Source organism: Microbacterium psychrotolerans, assembly GCF_031085295.1.
In the GTDB taxonomy this organism is placed as follows: Bacteria; Actinomycetota; Actinomycetes; order Actinomycetales; family Microbacteriaceae; genus Microbacterium; species Microbacterium psychrotolerans.
In genome coordinates this window covers 135845-151250 of record NZ_JAVFWO010000004.1, presented here as the reverse complement: position 1 = coordinate 151250, position 15406 = coordinate 135845, and the positions used below count along the sequence as shown (strand labels likewise).

Sequence of the window (15406 nt, the reverse complement as noted above, 5' to 3'; positions counted from 1 at the left end):
CGCGTGGCCGTGTCCAGTTCGCGGTGAACCGAGCGGGCCGGGTCGTCAGACCGGGTGCCCTTGGCTGTCGGTGTGATCGCGTTGGGTGGAGAACTTCGAGACGAAGACGAGCCAGCTGCCGTCTGCCTGCAACGTTGCGACACCGCCGTCCTGCCAGATCCCGTTCTCCGGCCACCACTGCGAGCCGGCGGGGTCACCCTGATTCTGATGGACGTTGTGCATGCCCAGCACCGAGGCCGGTGCCGCGTTCTCGGGGAATGGCTCGCCCCACACCAGGGTGAGCGCGCCGACGCGCAGCGTCGCCTCCAGTGCCTCGGACGCCTGCAGATGGTCGCCTGAGCGCCAGGGCCGAAGCACCGGGATCCAAAACCACGACCGCTCGGCGGGCACAGCATCCCTCACTCGGAACAGCCAGTGCAGGAGCCGTCGGATGCCGATCACGCGCAGGGCGGGATGCCGGATGACATCGATCGCTCCGGTCGTCGGCGCGGACACGAGCCGGGTGAACGCCGGCGACGGCAGCGTCGGCCAGCCCAGCTTGGCACTCGTCGTGCGAATGGTCTTCCACTGGACGCCGGCCGCAGAGTTCTTGCTGTCGACGTCGATGGCCACCCGGAACTCGCGCGCTCCGCTGCGCACCCGGAGGTTGACGTGCCACCACCGCCCGAACTCGTCCGGGTCGTCCCGCACGTGCGACGTGAGGGTCCCGCTGAGCACTCCGTACTGTGTGAACGGCATACCGGGAAGAGCGCTGCGCTCGCGCGGGTGATACGAGGATGCGGCCCGAGGTGACCACGGGGGATGTCGCGTCGGCCGCACCGGCGGGTGCAAGAAGCGGCGTCGGTCTCGGTTATGATTGCTGGGTGCATCCGTGCTTCGCGGCCGGATGCCTGGAGACGTCGCATAGTCAGGCCTAGTGCACCACCCTGCTAAGGTGGAGTCCTCGTAAGGGGACCGAGGGTTCAAATCCCTCCGTCTCCGCACTGTCTCCCTTCCCGACTCCGTTGAGTTTCCGGGGTTTTCTGGCTATTTGCTGACCTTGTTCGGGTGACAGGTTGGGCGCGGCTCGTTCGCTCTCCTTCGCTCCTACGGGTCGAACCGGGGTTGTCAACACCCGCCTGAACACCATGCCCGCTGCATAGTGTTGGCGGCGCGGCGAACAGATACGCCGGGAATCGATGGCGATCATGCATGACTGTGGAACCACGACCAGGACGCGCGCGGCGCGATCGAGGACGAACTGAATGTCTGCGAAGAAGGCGATCAAGTCGTCGGGCAAACGCCTCCCCAAGCGGCTGTACGAGGCTGAGCTCGAGCGTCTCCAGGTAGAGCTCGTCGAGATGCAGCAGTGGGTGGCAGCGACCGGCGCGCGCATTCTGGTGATCTTCGAGGGTCGCGACGCCGCGGGCAAGGGCGGCGCGATCAAACGGGTGGTGCAGTACCTCAACCCAAGACATGCGCGCGTCGTCGCACTGCCGAAGCCTTCGAAGAAGGAGCGCGGCCAGTGGTACTTCCAGCGCTACATCGAACGGCTGCCCACCAAGGGTGAGATCGTCCTGATGGACCGGTCCTGGTACAACCGCGCGGGAGTAGAGCGCGTGATGGAGTATTGCTCCGAGGAGGAGTATCAGGCCTTCCTCCGTCAGTGCCCGATAGTGGAAGGTCTGTTGATCGAGGACGGGATCATCCTGATCAAGTACTGGTTCTCGGTCTCGGACGACGAGCAGCAGTCGAGGTTCGAATCCCGGCTGGGGGACCCGATGCGTCGGTGGAAGCTGTCTCCGACCGACCTCGAGTCGATCCTGCGGTGGGAGGCATACTCACGAGCGAAGGATGCGATGTTCGCTGCGACAGACACTTCCGAGTCGCCGTGGTGGACGATCGAGAGCGATGACAAGCGCCGCGCGCGGTTGAACGTGATCGGACACTTGCTGAGCAGCATCCCGTATCAGCGTCTCCAACTGGACGACGTCTCGATTCCCGATCGACCTGACGCGAACGACTACGAACGACCGCCCATCGAGCAGTTCCGTTACGTTCCCGACCTGGCCGGTCAACTCCTCAAGGCCAAGACCAAGCGGTCCTGACGCGCAGCGTCGGCAGCGCCCGCGGCGGGCGGCTCGAGTGACCGGGACGTGAGCGACGCCGCCGCGTCCAGCCCACTCGAGACTCTCGAGCGGGCTGGACGCATCGCCGATGCTCAGAGCGCCGCGCGCAAGCCTTCGTCCAAGGGCGTCGTCGGGCGACCGAGCAGGCGCGAGAGCGTGCCGTCGGTCTCGGCGAGTGCACCGTCGCGAATATTCGCGTCAAGTGCCGTCACGAAGCCGACCGTGCCGGCGTCGAGGCCGGCGGCCTCGAGTGCGACGGCGTGCTCCGCGGTCGTGAGCGCGGTGTAGCGCACCTCTCGGCCCGTCAGCTCGGACGCAGCAGCGGCAAGCTCATCGAAGCTCCACGCGACGTCGCCACCCAGCTCGTAGACCCGGCCGATGTGCCCGTCCTCCGTGAGCGCGACCGCAGCGGCCTCGGCGTAGTCGATGCGGCTGGCAGAGGCGACGCGGCCCTCGCCGACGCTCGCGGCGATGACGCCGGTCTCCTTGGCGCGCGCCACATCGGCGACGTAGTTCTCGGTGTACCAGTTGTTGCGAAGGATCACCGCGGGGATGCCGGACGCTGCGATGGCCTCCTCGGTCGCCTTGTGCTCGGGTGCGAGCACAAGGTCGCTCGTCGTCGCCTTCGACGCGCTCGTGTAGACGAGCTTCGCGACGCCTGCGGCGCGAGCCGCATCGATGACGGCCTGGTGCTGCACCGCGCGCTTGCCGACCTCGCTGCTCGAGATGAGCAACACGCGGTCCACGCCGTCGACGGCGGCCGCAACAGTCTCGGGAGCGTCGTAATCGAGGGTCACGACCTGCACGCCGCGATCGGCGAGGTCGGCGGCCCTGGCGACATCGCGCGCGCCCGCTCGGATGGCGGATGGCTCGACGCCGCGAGCAAGGAGGCTGTCGATGACGAGGTGGCCGAGCTGGCCCGTGGCACCGGTTACGAGGATGGTCATGAGGAGTCCTTTCTCAGGGATCGCTCACGACAACGCCATATCTCTTACCCGCCTTCCCGCCGGAGGGTACCCACTTTCCGGTAAGGTACCCACATGGTGGTTAGTTTCGCGCAGATCCGCGCGTCGCAGGATCGCATCTTCGACGAGGGCTGCGGCACGCGGGTCGTCCTGGATCACATCATGAGCAAGTGGGGAGTGCTCGTGCTCTCTGCCCTCTCCGACGGAACGCTGCGGTGGGGCGAGCTGCGACGGCAGGTCGACGGCATCAGCGAGAAGATGCTCGCGTCGACCCTGCGCACCCTCGCCTCCGACGGGCTCGTGCATCGGGAGTCGTTGCCCAGCGTTCCTCCCCACGTGGAGTACAGCCTCACGCCTCTCGGCCGCGACCTGATGGAACGGATGCTGCCGCTCGTCGCGTGGGTCGCCGACCATGCCGACGCCATGGTCGGGAGACCTTAGCGGGCCGAGACGGCGGATCCATTGATCTGCGCAGGCCGGTTCGTCATGCTCGGCTGGTGGGCAGATTCGAAGGTCTCGAAGCCGGCGCGACGCGGATCGCGACGGATCTTGTCGCTGGGATCCGAGCATGGCGGTGATCGGGGACGTTCGAGCGCTGGGTGCGGGGTTGGAGCGCTCGTACCCCGTGTATGTGCACGGGAGGTTGAAGTTCCGCGTCGGTCAGATGGTGTATGTGGCGTTCTCGCTCGACGAGAGCGTGATGGGATTCGCCTTCCCCAAGGAGGAGCGGGCGGCGCTCGTGGGGGGCGATCCACGCAAGTTCCAGATGCCATCGGCATCCGACCTGCGCTTCAACTGGGTGCACGCGGATCTCGCATCACTGGAGCCCGCAGAGGCCCGTGAGCTCGTCGTGGACGCCTGGCGCATGGTCGTCCCTCAGAAGCTCTCTCGCGCCTACGACCTCGCGCATCCAGACGGCCCGGGTTGAGGGGCCTGGACGGACGCCATCCAGCTCGATCCTGGCGACCCGTCGGCAGCTCGAGAGTGCCGTGGGTACGAGTCGGGCGGGGCGCGCCACGCGCTCCGGCCGGCGGCGAGCGCTACGCCGGTTTACGCCATACGGACACGTGGCTGGTGCTGTCGGAGGTGAAAGGCGTGCGCTTCCAATCCTCGTATCGTTCCTCGAACACGAGACCCGCGAGCCGCGCCATGAGGTCGCACTCTGCGGGCCAGATGAAGCGGAAGTTGCTCGCCCCGTACCGGACCGAGCCGTCGCTGTCTCGGCTGTAGTGGTGCGAGGTGCCCTGCTGGGTGACGAGATCCATCGTGTCGAAGCCGAGGTGAGAGTCGCTGACGTCGAAGGGGACCGCGGTCTGGCCGGGTGGGAACCGCCGCAGCGGCGGCACCCACAGCTCGATGACGAAGCGTCCACCCGGCGCGAGATGGTCGGCGGCGTTCTGGAAGCACGCCACCTGCTCGTCTTGCGTGCGCAGATTGCCGATGCTGTTCCACACGAGGTAGACGAGCGAGAAGGCTCCCGAGACCTTGGTGGTCGCCATGTCGCCGACCGTGACGGGGATGTCGTCGGCGGATGCCTTCGCCCGCAGTTGGTCCGCCATCGGCTGCGACAACTCGATACCCGCCACGCGGATGCCGCGCGCCGCCAGCGGGATCGCAACCCGGCCGGTCCCGATCGCGAATTCGAGAGCCGGTCCGTGGCCCGCGAGGTCCGCGAGGAAGTCGACCGCCGGGTCGAGCACCTCCGGCGCGAACATGGCCGCAGAAGAGGAGTCGTAGCCCCGCGCGGCCTCGGCATCCCAGTAGTCGCTGCTCACCATTCGCCCGACGCTAGCCGAACCTCTGCGTCCGTGTCAGGGTGACAGGCCAGCGAGCGGCGTTGATGTCGTGCACGAGTCGAGGCGTGCTCCATCGGCTGATCGCGCAGCGCCTCGATCTACAGGCCGCGTCCGTGTGGCTCGCCGCCGTCCGGACCGGCGTCATCGTGCCCTGTCAACCCGACGATTCGGAGCACGCGGCCCCGCTAGGTTGTTGCCCGTGACTGCGGAGAAGAACGCGAATCTGGCGCAGAAGGTGGCTCGGTGTGCGAGCGACCGCGACCTCACGGTCGCGGTGGCGGAGTCCCTGACGAGCGGGCTGCTCGTGAGTGCGCTGGGCGCAGCCGACGACGCATCGGTGTGGCTGCGCGGCGGGGTGGTCGCTTACGCGACGGCGGTGAAGCAGAAGGTCCTCGGGGTGTCGCCGGGCCCGGTGGTGAGCGCTCGATGCGCGGAGGAGATGGCCGCCGGGGTGGCGGCGCAGCTGGACGCGGATGCCGCTGTCGCGACGACCGGAGTGGGCGGACCAGACAGCGAGGAAGGCCATGAGCCGGGGACGGTCTACATCGGCTGGTGGGTTCACGGACAGGTCGGCAGCAGGCTGTACGACTTCGACGGCACACCGGAAGAGGTCCTGGAAGCGACGGTCGCTGCTGCGCTCACCGACCTCTTAGGTGCCATGGATGCCGCCGAGCGCGGGGAGTCCTGACGGTCGACGCCGTGCTGTCCGCTCATCGTCGCGGCGAGCGCGCCGTCAGAGGCGGTAACGCAGCAGCTGCATGTCGGTGGTGCCGGGTTCCAGACCTTCGTCGACGAAGCCGGCGCGCTCGGCGACATGGCGTGCGACAGCGTTCGCCGGACGAGTCCGCACGACGACATCCGTGCCCGGCGCGACGAGGGGTGCCAGCGCGAGCGACTGCTCTACGACGATGCGCGCCAGCCCGCGCCCCTGCGCGGCCGGGGCGAAGCGGTAATAGACGTTGAGCACCGACCGACCCTCCAGCCTGTGATTGCGGATGCCGCCGAGGCCGGCGAACACCCGCGCGCCGTCCTCGGCCTCGGCGCCCGGCACGCCCTCCGGCCAGTCCGCCGCGGGGAGGAGCACCGCCCAATACCCGAACCCGTACTCGGCCCAGTGGTCGAGCATCGGCTCCAGGAACCGCGCGGAGTGTTCGACGTCGGCGTGCGTCTCCTGCGGGTCGTAGCGGTACACGGAAGGGTCGCTGTGGACGGCGAACACGCCCGCGGCGTCGGCTTCGGACGGCCGGCGCAGCAGCACTCCGGTATCGGTGGTGATCCGCAGCGCCCGTCGGCGCGCCTCCTCTGCGGTCGTCATGCGGTGAGGGTGACGGCGCCGACGAGGACCGCGACGAGGACGTCGAGCACGGCGCAGAAGCGGGCGAGCGCGTGGTCGACGACCCGTCCGGTGCGATGGTGCTGGATGTCCCACGCGGCGTGGCCGAGGAGTGCGGCCGCGACCAGCAGGCCGCCGACCGTCGGATCGAGCTGCAGGGCGAGCACGGCGGTCGCGCCGAGCACGAGCATCGCCGCGGTCTGGAGCGGCAGCGCCCACCAGGGATGGGTGCGGCGCGAGGCCGGCCCGACGACGAGGAGCACTCCGGCGAGCGCGAGCAGCCACGGCATGGCGTCCAGATCTGCGAACTTGTCGAGCGTGATGAGAGCGAACGCGATGCCGAAGGCGACCCACGCCGCCCACCGCCGCTGCGTTGCGGCCGCCGCGAGATAGACGAGACCGGATGCCGCGACCACAGGGGCGACGGCTCGTCCGTCCGTCAGCCCGTATGCCGTGGCGGCCGCGACCAGCACCGCGAGGGCGATGGGCCATGCGATCTGCCACCAGGTGCCGGCACGTCCGTGCGGCAGCGGGTGCTGAGGCGACTCGTGCGTCAGGACGGCATCCATCTCCAACCCCTTTTCTTGAACACTGGTGTGCGAGTTATTAAACTGTACGCTGGTGTCCGAGTTAATGGAAGCGATTCCTCGATCGCCGCGGTGTACGAGCCTAGGGTGACGCGCCAGCAGGCTAAAGTGCACATGACTGTCTGGTTTAGGAGGGCATCGTGGCCGCAGCGGAAACGAAGGTCGCCGAGCCTGCGCGTGCGTCCTCCCAGGATCGGACGAAGCGCGCGGATGCCGTGCGCAATATCGAGGCGATCGTCGCCGCCGCCACCCGCCTCCTCGCCGTCGACCCCGACGCGAGCATCAACGACATCGCCAAGGCCGCGCACGTCGGGCGAGTGACGCTCTATGGTCACTTCGACTCTCGCGCGACGCTCATCCGCGAGGTCGTGGACCGCGCGATCGCCCAGACCGACGAGGCGCTGGCGAGCCTCGACCTCGACGGCGACCCCCGCGAGGCTCTCGGCCGTCTGCTCGAGGCCACCTGGCACCTGACCCACCGTTTCGGTGCCGTCGTCGTCGCGGCCTCGCAGGCACTGCCGCCCGAGCAGATCCGCCGTGCCCACGACGAACCCGCGGCCCGGGTGCGTGCACTGCTCGAGCGCGGACGCGACGCCGGCGAGTTGCGCCGCGACATGCCCATCGACTGGCAGATCAGCGTGATCCAGGCGATTCTGCACGGGGCGTCGGCGGCTGTTCATCGTGGCGAGATCACCGCCGAGGAGGCTCCTGCCCTGGTGCGTGACACGATCCTCGCCGCGGTCGCCGCCTGACACTCGGCTCACCGGCCGAGGTCGCCCGGCTCGGCCCCGGCCTCGGCGTCGCCTCGGATGAAGGCTGCCGCGGTCACACAGGTTTCACGCGCCCGGAACCCGAAGCGCCAGGGCTCGCCCTCAACGGCTGCGACATCGCCTCTTGTCGAACATGCGTGTACGGTTTATCGTACTCGTACATTGGTGTTCAACTTGCGAAAGGTCGTCGTCGTGCACACTTCAGATCCCGCAGCCGCGAAGGCGCTCCCCACCGCCGATCCGTCCCGCTGGCGCATCCTCGCCCTGCTGGGCGTGGCACAACTGATGCTGATCGTCGACGTCACGGTCGTCGCCATCGCATTGCCCCAGATGCAGGTCGATCTCGGTCTGGACCGGACGACGGTCGCGTGGGTCGCGAGCATCTACGCACTGGTGTTCGGCGGCTTGATGCTGCTCGGCGGCAAGGCCGCCGACATCCTGGGTCCACGTCGCGTGGTGCTGGCCGGCCTGACGGTGTTCGTCGTCGCCTCGCTGCTCGCGGGACTCGCGGGCAGCGGCGAGATTCTGCTGCTCGCCCGCGCGCTCCAGGGCGTGGGTGCCGCTGCGATGTCGCCCGCGGCGCTGTCGGTGATCGTGCGCACATTCGCGGGCGCGGAGTTGACCCGTGCCCTCGGCGTGTGGTCTGCCCTCGGCGGTGCAGGCGCGGCGATCGGCGTGCTCCTCGGCGGCCTGCTGACCGCCGGGCCGGGGTGGCCATGGGTGTTCTTCGTCAACGTCCCCGTCGGCATCCTGCTGCTGGTCGGTCTGGTGCGATCGGTCCGACCGCTGCCGGGATCCGGCGGCCGCCTCGACGCGGTCGGTGCGGCGCTGGTGACCGCGGCAACGGGCGCGGCGGTGTACGGGCTCGCCGCCGCCGGCGACGACGGCTGGTTGAGCGCCTCCACTCTCATCGCGATCTGCGCGGCGCTCGCGGGATACGGGCTCTTCGCATGGCGGATCCGCACCGCCGCGGCCCCGCTCATCGAACCGGCGATGCTGAGGCGAGGACCGGTGCTGCGCGGGCTGGGGCTGATCTTCGTCGCGGCCGCCCTGATGATCTCGGTCTTCTTCCTGGGCTCGTTCTCGCTCCAGCAGCTCCACGGATTCACGGCGCTGGAGACCGGGCTGTCGTTCCTGCCCGTCGCCGCCGGCACCATCCTCGGCGCCACCCTCGGCGGACGCATAATCCCGCGGTGGGGCGTGCGGACGGTCTCGGTCGCCGGGCTGCTTCTCACCGCTGCAGGACTCGCAGCGGCGGCGGGGATCTTCTCCATGACGGTGCTGATCGTCGGCACGAGCGTCGCGGGCTTCGGCGTCGGAGCGGTGTTCGTGGCGGCCGCGGGCAGCATGTTCTCGGCGGTGGAGCCGGGCGAAGCCGGCGTGGCGTCCGGCGCGCTGAGCACCTTCCACGAGTTCGGCGCCGCTGCGGGGGTGTCCGCCGTGTCGAGCGTGGCGGCGGCGGCGCTCCTGGCTCCCGGCTTCGCCGCCTTCGCCTCGGGCTACTGGTTCGCCGCAGCCGTGGCGCTCCTGGCCGGTGTGGCGTCGCTGCTGTGGCCGCGGCGGGCGGGCTGACGGATGCCGCGGCCCGGCGCGGACGGGATCAGGGCGTCTCGGCCACCGGCCGGGGGAGGAGGGCGCGGACGACATCGGCGGCCGGGCTCGAGGCGCGGCTCGCCGGCTGACCGATCCGGCCGCTACGGCACGCGCACGACCGTCTTCCCACGTGAGCCGCCCGCGGCGACGAGCCGGAGCGCCTCGGCGGTCTGGTCGAAGGGCAGCACGCGGCCCACCACGGGCCGCAGCGCCCCGTCGTCGACCAGTCGGGCGATGTCGCGCAGCTGCTCGCCGCTGGCACGCATGAACAGGAACTCGTAGCTGACGCCGAGCTTTCGCGCCTGCCTTCTGACCTTGCGGCTGAGGCCGCGGATCGCGAGGCGCACCAGGGGATTGAGTCCGGCCTCCCGGCCGAACTGCGGGTCGGGTGGGCCCGCGATGCCGATTGCTCGCCCGCCCGGCTTCAGGATCTGCAGCGACCTCTCGAGGTTCTCGCCGCCGACGCCGTCCAGCACGAGGTCGAAGCCGCTGAGCTGCTGCGCGAAGTCCTCGGACCGGTGGTCGATGACGGCGTCGGCGCCGAGATCGCGCACGAACTGTGCGTTCGCGCGGCCGGCGGTGGTGGCGACCGTCGCGCCCAGGTGCTTGGCGAGCTGGATCGCGATGGATCCGACGCCGCCGGCGCCTCCGTGGATGAGCACCTTCTGGCCGGGTTGGAGCCGACCGCGCTCGACCAGCGCCTGCCACGCCGTCAGCGCTACGAGCGGCAGCGACGCCGCGGCCACGATGTCGACCGAGGCGGGAGCGACCGCGAGGTCGGCTTCGTTCACCGCGATGCGCTCGGCGAACGTGCCGATGCGATCGTCGTCCGGGCGACCGTAGACCGTGTCGCCCGGCTTGAGGCCCCGTACGTCGGCGCCGACCCGGATCACCGTTCCCGCGACATCGTGGCCGAGGATGAGCGGAAACGCGTGCGGCAGGATCTGCCGGAACTCGCCGAGCCGGATCTTCTCATCGAGGACGTTGACCCCGGCGGCGCGCACGCTGACAAGGACGTCGGAACGTCCGACGTGCGGCTCGGGCACCTCGATCTGCTCGAGCGGGCCCTGGAATGCGGAAACGGCGAACGCCTTCATGTCTCTGTCGTGCTCCTCGTCGTGGGCGAGGCATGCCGTGCACCTCGATGCTACCGATCATACTCAAGAATGAGTGCACTCGATAATCGTCGGTCGCGTCGCTCAGTTCGCGCGTCTGCAGCAGCGACCGGAAGCCGCGTCGCCTCACCGCCTCGGCACGCGCTCGTGCAGCTCGTGAAGCTCGGCGGCGGCGCCCGCCGCCGCGAGACGCCCACCTCCGCGAGACACCCGCCGCATCGACTGACGGGATCTCGGCCGTGCGCGCCGCCGGGCGCGTTAGCATCGCACCGATGGAACGCGTCGGACGAGAGGCAGGCCCGATGAGCCTGGATGAGATCGACCCCACGGTGCCGCCCTCGGGCGAGGGCTGCGCCGACTGCGATGCGGTCGGCGGCTGGTGGGTGCACCTGCGACGGTGCGCCGTGTGCGGGCACGTCGCATGCTGCGACACGTCTCCGGCGCAGCACGCCACCGCGCACTTCCGCACGAGCGGGCATCGCTACGTGCGCAGCTTCGAGCCGGGCGAGGACTGGTTCTGGGACTACGCCGCGCGGGACTACGTGGACGGGCCCGACCTCGCGCCGCCCGTGTCGCGACCGGCTGCGCAGCCGTCGCCCGGCCCGGCGGGCAGGCTGCCCGCCGATTGGCGGGAGCTGATCCACCGATGACGTCGCACGAGATCTCACCGGCGAAGCAGCGCGAGATCGAACGCATGATGAAGCCGGCGCTGTCGGACGCGCAGTGGCAGCGGCTGATCGCCTTCGGCGAGCCGCAGGAGGTCGCCGAGGGCGAGTACCTCTTCCAGGCCGGCGATCTCGACTACGACCTGATCCTGGTCGACACCGGCGAGGTCGAGATCGTCCGTGTGGCGTTCGGCTGGGTCGGCGAGACGGTGGTCGGAACGATGGGTCCGCGCAGCTTCGTCGGCGAGCTGGGCCTGCTGAACGGGCAGGGCGCGTTCCTTTCGGCTCGCGCGTCGCGCGCCGGCCGGATGCTGCGCGTCAGCCGGGCGCGCCTGCGCCTGCTCATGGCCGAGGACGACGAGCTCTGCGACATCGTCCTGCACGCGCTGTGGGCCCGGCGCGAGATGCTCCGCCGCGGACCGGCGGCGCTCACGCTCAAGCTGGTCGGCCCGCGGTCGTCGCGCGACTTCCTGACGCTGCGCAGATTCGCGGAGCGGCTGGACCTCGTGCACACGGCCGTCGAACTGGTCCCCGGCGAGCTCGGTGTGCTCGCCGAGCACGGGATCACGCTCGACGACCTCCCCGTCGCCTTCATCCAGGGCGAGCCGATGCCGCGGGCGACGCCGGGCATGGTCGCGGAGCGCCTCGGGCTGAGCTATCAGGCGCGCGCCGATGAGGTGGTCGATCTCGTCGTCGTCGGGGGTGGACCGGCCGGTCTGGCCGCGGCGATCTACGGGGCGTCCGAAGGCCTCGACACGGTGCTGCTGGATGCCGTCGCCCCAGGTGGGCAGGCGGCGGCGACCTCGAGGATCGAGAACTTCCTCGGGTTCCCGTTCGGAGTCAGCGGCGGCGACCTCATCGGCCAGGCCTCGCTCCAGGCGCTGAAGTTCGGGGTCCGCGTCTACGCGCCCTGCGAGGCCGTCGACCTCCGACCCGTCGGCGACGACATCGACATCGCTCTGACCGACGGGCGCCTCATCCGCACGCGGACGGTGATCGTCACCTCCGGCGCCGCCTATCGCACCCTCGATCTGGAGCGGTGGAACGAGTTCGAGGGCGCCGGCATCTACTACGCGGCGACACCGCTCGAGCTGCGTCAGGTGATCGAGTCGCCGGTCGTCGTCGTGGGCGGCGCCAACTCCGCCGGCCAGGCGTCGCTGTATCTGGCGGCGAACGGCTGCCCCGTGCACCTCGTGGTGCGCGGCTCCGAGCTCGGCACCCGGATGTCGTCGTACCTCGTGGATCGCCTGCTCGAGGACCCGCGCATCGACGTCCACACCGGGTCGCGCGTCGTGGGGCTCGACGGGGACTCCGCCCTCGAGCGCGTGAGCATCGATTCGGTGGGGGATGTCGCGGCGCGCGGCCTGTTCTGCTTCATCGGCGCCGAGCCCGCCACGTCCTGGCTCGCCGACCTCGACCGTGATGCCGACGGGTTCCTCCGCACCGGCACGGACGTGTCGGTCCAGTCGCTCCAGCGCTGGCAGGGACTCAGGAGGGAGCCGCTGCCGTTCGAGACCTCCGTGCCGCGGATCTTCGCGGCCGGCGACGTGCGCCGCGGGTCGATGAAGCGCGTCGCCGCCGCTGTCGGCGAGGGCTCCAGCGCGGTCGCGTCGGTGCACCGGGCGCTCGCCGACTTCCGCTGAGCGGGTCCGGCGACAGCCGGCCGACGCTTCGCCCGACCCGCCGCGGCAGGTGGGTTCGGCCTGCGCTGGACCCGAGCCGGCGGGTATCACCGCCGTCGTCGGCCCCTCCTTGCCCGTGGTGGAGGTACCACCGGGCGTGCGCTCGGAAGGGACGCGCCGATGGATGGAGGAAACCATCATGAGGTCCAGAATCGTCTCCATACTCGCCGCGTGCGCAGTGACGCTCGGGGTGGTGGCCGTCAGTCCGCCCGCGTACGCCGCTCCACCGGACCGGGTGCGCGTCATCGTCGAGCTCGACCGCAAGGCGTCGGCCGACGAGGTCGTGCGAGGAGTCGCCGGGGGTGCGACCGATGTGAAGAAGACGGCCACGATGCCGTACGTGATCATGGAGGTGCCGGAGCCGGCACTGCGAGGCCTGAAGAACAATCCGCACGTCGTCGGCGTGGTGAAGGACTTCGCCGATCCGCCTGCGCTCGCCAGCACACTGCCGGTCGTGAACGGCGACGACGTGCAGGCGCTCGGCTACACCGGCGCAGGTGCCACCGTGGCGATCCTCGACTCCGGCATCGATGCCGATCATCCGTTCTTCGGATCGCGGATCGTCGCCCAGCACTGCTTCTCCGACCCCGGGGACGACGACGGCGACGGCGATGAGGCGAGCCTCTGCCCGGACGGCACGACCGAGGACACCTCGGCCGACATCGACAGCGACAACAACGCGACCTGTGTGAACGGCGGCGGCAACATCTGCGACCACGGCACGCACGTCGCGGGCATCGCAGCCGGCAGGTCGGCCGACGACGCGGGGGGTTCGCCTCCGGGCAACGGTGTCGCACCGGGCGCCCAGATCATCGCGGTGCAGGTGTTCACGCGGGTCAACGTCGCGAGCGATTGCGCACCCAACCCGGCACCCTGCGTACTGTCGTTCGTCTCGGACCAGATCCAGGGACTCGACTGGGTGCGCGGCCAGGCGGCCGCGAACCCGGGTTGGAACGTCGTGGCGAGCAACATGAGCCTCGGCGGGGGCAACAACTCGTCGGCCTGCGACGGTGACACGCGCAAGGCGGCGATCGACAGCAACCTGGCAGCCGGCATCGCGACCGTCATCGCCTCGGGGAACAACTCGTTCCTCAACGCGGTGGGCGCACCGGGGTGCATCTCTACGGCGTTCACCGTCGGTCGCACGAACGACGACGACACGACGACGAACTCGGGCAACCGCGGTGCGCTGCTGGACGTGATGGCGCCGGGATCGTCGATCGACTCCGCGATCGACGATGACGTGTACGGCAGCAAGAGCGGCACGTCCATGTCGACGCCGTTCGTGACCGGAGCGCTGGCCGTGCTGCGGTCGGCCTATCCGTCACGGCCGATCGCCAACCTGCTGGCCGACATCACCTCGACGGGCGTGCCCATCACCTACACCACGAACGCGGCCGGGACGACGACGAACACCACGCCGCGCCTCGACCTGCTCGCGGCGCTGCAATCGCCGAACGCGGCCCCTGTGGTCGCCGCGGACGTCGCCGCGGTGACGGTGGACGAGGGAGCGCAGGCGACGAACACCGGAACGGCGACGGATGCCGACGGCACCATCACCGCTCTCACTGCGAGCATCGGCACGGTGATGCCTTCGGGTTCGTCGTGGTCATGGTCGTACACACCGGCCGAGGGACCCGCCGACGAGACGGTGACCATCACCGCCACGGACGACAAGGGCGAGACGGGCCAGACGTCGTTCTCGCTGCACGTCGACAACGTCGCGCCCGCGGTCGTGGTCGACACGGTGACCGCCGCCGACGAGAACGCCGTCGTCACGCTCGCGGCGCACTTCGCCGATCCGGGTGTCAACGACACGCACACGGCCAGCGTGGACTGGGGCGACGGCACTGTCACCGCGGCCACGGTGAGCGGCACCGCGGTCGAGGCGACGCACGTGTACGGTGACGACGGCTCGTTCCCGGTGACCCTCACCGTGACCGACGACGACGGCGGGGCGGGTTCCGACGCGGGCACGGCGACGGTAGCCAACGTCGCCCCGACGGCCGAGATCACCGGACCGCCGACCACGTCGTGGAACGGGCAGGACATCGTGTTCGGCACCGCCGGCGACCCGGTGGCGTTCGAGGCGCGGGGCACCGACCCGGGCAGTGACGACCTGGTGTTCGCGTGGGAGTACGGTGACGGCGCGACCGCCGTTCACACGAGCCTGGTGAACCCGCCGGCGGTCGACGGCGACCCGAGTCCGAGCATCCAGCCTCGGGATGTGACGGATGCCGCGCCGCACACGTACGCGATCGCGTGCGCCGCGACCACCGGCGTCGAGGTGTCGGACGATGACGGGGGCTCGGCGTCCGACGATGTCCAGGTCGTGATCCTGGGCACCAGCACGGATGCCGGAACGCTGGGCGTGTGGCAGACCGACTACCGCGACAAGCGCAGTGCGCTGCACACGGAGCAGGAGAAGCTGTGCCTGCTGTCCGTCGTTCGGGTGCTGAGCGCGGTGTTCGACGAGAAGGTGCCGCTCACGACCATTCCGCAAGCGGTGTCCGCACTGTGGCCGAAGCAGACGAAGAACGCCGAGAACCAGTTCGACGCGCATCTGCTGTCGCTGTGGCTCAACGTCGCCGACGGGTCGATCGCGCTGAGCGATCCGGTCGACACGAACGGCGACGGCATAGCCGACTCCACGGTCGGCGCCGTGATCCAGGCCGGCGAAGCCGCGCGCACGGCGGCTAGTCCGTCGCAGAGCGCGCTCACCTCGTTCAAGAACCTGTTCGAGGCGATCAACGCGGCCGCGTGAGCCGACACGCGGGGCCCGGCCGGACGGC

The 15406-nt window shown here is 69.9% G+C and carries 15 protein-coding genes and 1 tRNA gene; 10 read left to right on the top strand and 6 right to left on the bottom strand.

The window, feature by feature from the left end; translation table 11 throughout:
* Positions 1 to 45: 45 nt before the first annotated feature.
* A complete protein-coding gene (locus tag Q9R08_RS13840; protein WP_308868676.1) occupies positions 46 to 738 on the bottom strand; it encodes a DUF2278 family protein in 693 nt (230 codons plus the stop codon).
* A 154-nt stretch (positions 739 to 892) separates the two neighbouring features.
* On the opposite strand from Q9R08_RS13840, the gene Q9R08_RS13835 reads away from it, so the two are divergent.
* Together Q9R08_RS13835 and ppk2 are read left to right on the top strand one after the other, a co-directional pair.
* Positions 893 to 981, top strand: a tRNA-Ser gene (locus Q9R08_RS13835).
* Between the two features lie 263 nt (positions 982 to 1244).
* Positions 1245 to 2087 (top strand): polyphosphate kinase 2, encoded by an 843-nt coding sequence (gene ppk2, locus Q9R08_RS13830; RefSeq protein ID WP_308868675.1) that lies wholly within the window; start codon positions 1245 to 1247, stop codon positions 2085 to 2087.
* 113 nt (positions 2088 to 2200) lie between these two features.
* Here the strand turns inward: ppk2 and Q9R08_RS13825 are convergent, their stop codons facing one another.
* The gene (locus Q9R08_RS13825; RefSeq protein WP_308868674.1) at positions 2201 to 3055 is read right to left on the bottom strand and encodes an SDR family oxidoreductase; all 855 of its coding nucleotides are present in this window, start codon (positions 3053 to 3055) and stop codon (positions 2201 to 2203) included.
* Positions 3056 to 3148: 93 nt separating this feature from the next.
* On the opposite strand from Q9R08_RS13825, the gene Q9R08_RS13820 reads away from it, so the two are divergent.
* Positions 3149 to 3514, top strand: a complete 366-nt coding sequence (locus Q9R08_RS13820) for a winged helix-turn-helix transcriptional regulator (RefSeq protein WP_308868673.1) — start codon at positions 3149 to 3151, stop codon at positions 3512 to 3514.
* A 127-nt stretch (positions 3515 to 3641) separates the two neighbouring features.
* Positions 3642 to 4001 (top strand): MmcQ/YjbR family DNA-binding protein, encoded by a 360-nt coding sequence (locus Q9R08_RS13815; RefSeq protein ID WP_308868672.1) that lies wholly within the window; start codon positions 3642 to 3644, stop codon positions 3999 to 4001.
* Between the two features lie 112 nt (positions 4002 to 4113).
* On the opposite strand, the gene Q9R08_RS13810 is transcribed toward Q9R08_RS13815, so the two are convergent.
* Positions 4114 to 4851, bottom strand: a complete 738-nt coding sequence (locus tag Q9R08_RS13810; protein WP_308868670.1) for a class I SAM-dependent DNA methyltransferase — start codon at positions 4849 to 4851, stop codon at positions 4114 to 4116.
* 217 nt (positions 4852 to 5068) lie between these two features.
* Between Q9R08_RS13810 and Q9R08_RS13805 the strand changes: the two genes are divergently transcribed.
* A complete protein-coding gene (locus Q9R08_RS13805; RefSeq protein ID WP_308868669.1) occupies positions 5069 to 5557 on the top strand; it encodes a CinA family protein in 489 nt (162 codons plus the stop codon).
* 45 nt (positions 5558 to 5602) lie between these two features.
* On the opposite strand, the gene Q9R08_RS13800 is transcribed toward Q9R08_RS13805, so the two are convergent.
* Both Q9R08_RS13800 and Q9R08_RS13795 read right to left on the bottom strand, forming a co-directional pair.
* Positions 5603 to 6184 carry a GNAT family N-acetyltransferase gene (locus Q9R08_RS13800; RefSeq protein WP_308868667.1) on the bottom strand — a complete coding sequence of 194 codons (582 nt, stop codon included), beginning with the start codon at positions 6182 to 6184 and terminating at the stop codon, positions 5603 to 5605.
* Positions 6181 to 6771, bottom strand: coding sequence for a hypothetical protein (locus Q9R08_RS13795; RefSeq protein WP_308868666.1), 591 nt, complete (start codon positions 6769 to 6771; stop codon positions 6181 to 6183). Before Q9R08_RS13795 ends, Q9R08_RS13800 begins: the two co-directional genes overlap by 4 nt.
* A 158-nt stretch (positions 6772 to 6929) precedes the next feature.
* On the opposite strand from Q9R08_RS13795, the gene Q9R08_RS13790 reads away from it, so the two are divergent.
* Together Q9R08_RS13790 and Q9R08_RS13785 are read left to right on the top strand one after the other, a co-directional pair.
* A complete protein-coding gene (locus Q9R08_RS13790) occupies positions 6930 to 7541 on the top strand; it encodes a TetR/AcrR family transcriptional regulator (protein WP_308868665.1) in 612 nt (203 codons plus the stop codon).
* 183 nt (positions 7542 to 7724) lie between these two features.
* Positions 7725 to 9131, top strand: coding sequence for an MFS transporter (locus Q9R08_RS13785; RefSeq protein WP_308868664.1), 1407 nt, complete (start codon positions 7725 to 7727; stop codon positions 9129 to 9131).
* Positions 9132 to 9253: 122 nt separating this feature from the next.
* Here the strand turns inward: Q9R08_RS13785 and Q9R08_RS13780 are convergent, their stop codons facing one another.
* Entirely contained in the window at positions 9254 to 10249 is a 996-nt protein-coding gene (locus tag Q9R08_RS13780; RefSeq protein ID WP_308868663.1) for an NADP-dependent oxidoreductase, read from the bottom strand.
* A 320-nt stretch (positions 10250 to 10569) separates the two neighbouring features.
* Here Q9R08_RS13780 and Q9R08_RS13775 point away from each other — a divergent pair, with 320 nt between their 5' ends.
* The 3 genes from Q9R08_RS13775 to Q9R08_RS13765 all read left to right on the top strand — a co-directional run bounded on the left by Q9R08_RS13775 (position 10570) and on the right by Q9R08_RS13765 (position 15378).
* Complete coding sequence (locus Q9R08_RS13775; RefSeq protein ID WP_308868662.1) at positions 10570 to 10917, top strand: UBP-type zinc finger domain-containing protein; 348 nt, start codon at positions 10570 to 10572, stop codon at positions 10915 to 10917.
* Complete coding sequence (locus Q9R08_RS13770) at positions 10914 to 12575, top strand: FAD-dependent oxidoreductase (RefSeq protein ID WP_308868661.1); 1662 nt, start codon at positions 10914 to 10916, stop codon at positions 12573 to 12575. The genes Q9R08_RS13775 and Q9R08_RS13770 overlap by 4 nt, the downstream gene beginning before the upstream one ends.
* 178 nt (positions 12576 to 12753) lie before the next feature.
* Positions 12754 to 15378 carry a S8 family serine peptidase gene (locus Q9R08_RS13765; RefSeq protein ID WP_308868660.1) on the top strand — a complete coding sequence of 875 codons (2625 nt, stop codon included), beginning with the start codon at positions 12754 to 12756 and terminating at the stop codon, positions 15376 to 15378.
* Positions 15379 to 15406: the final 28 nt, after the last annotated feature.

Excerpts from the sequence above, each read along its gene's own strand:
- Q9R08_RS13840 (WP_308868676.1), bottom strand. The coding sequence starts at position 738 with ATGCCGTTCACACAGTACGGAGTGCTCAGCGGGACCCTCACGTCGCAC.
- ppk2 (WP_308868675.1), top strand. The coding sequence starts at position 1,245 with ATGTCTGCGAAGAAGGCGATCAAGTCGTCGGGCAAACGCCTCCCCAAG.
- Q9R08_RS13825 (WP_308868674.1), bottom strand. The coding sequence starts at position 3,055 with ATGACCATCCTCGTAACCGGTGCCACGGGCCAGCTCGGCCACCTCGTC.
- Q9R08_RS13820 (WP_308868673.1), top strand. The coding sequence starts at position 3,149 with ATGGTGGTTAGTTTCGCGCAGATCCGCGCGTCGCAGGATCGCATCTTC.
- Q9R08_RS13815 (WP_308868672.1), top strand. The coding sequence starts at position 3,642 with ATGGCGGTGATCGGGGACGTTCGAGCGCTGGGTGCGGGGTTGGAGCGC.
- Q9R08_RS13810 (WP_308868670.1), bottom strand. The coding sequence starts at position 4,851 with ATGGTGAGCAGCGACTACTGGGATGCCGAGGCCGCGCGGGGCTACGAC.
- Q9R08_RS13800 (WP_308868667.1), bottom strand. The coding sequence starts at position 6,184 with ATGACGACCGCAGAGGAGGCGCGCCGACGGGCGCTGCGGATCACCACC.
- Q9R08_RS13795 (WP_308868666.1), bottom strand. The coding sequence starts at position 6,771 with ATGGATGCCGTCCTGACGCACGAGTCGCCTCAGCACCCGCTGCCGCAC.
- Q9R08_RS13780 (WP_308868663.1), bottom strand. The coding sequence starts at position 10,249 with ATGAAGGCGTTCGCCGTTTCCGCATTCCAGGGCCCGCTCGAGCAGATC.
- Q9R08_RS13775 (WP_308868662.1), top strand. The coding sequence starts at position 10,570 with ATGAGCCTGGATGAGATCGACCCCACGGTGCCGCCCTCGGGCGAGGGC.
- Q9R08_RS13770 (WP_308868661.1), top strand. The coding sequence starts at position 10,914 with ATGACGTCGCACGAGATCTCACCGGCGAAGCAGCGCGAGATCGAACGC.
- Q9R08_RS13765 (WP_308868660.1), top strand. The coding sequence starts at position 12,754 with ATGAGGTCCAGAATCGTCTCCATACTCGCCGCGTGCGCAGTGACGCTC.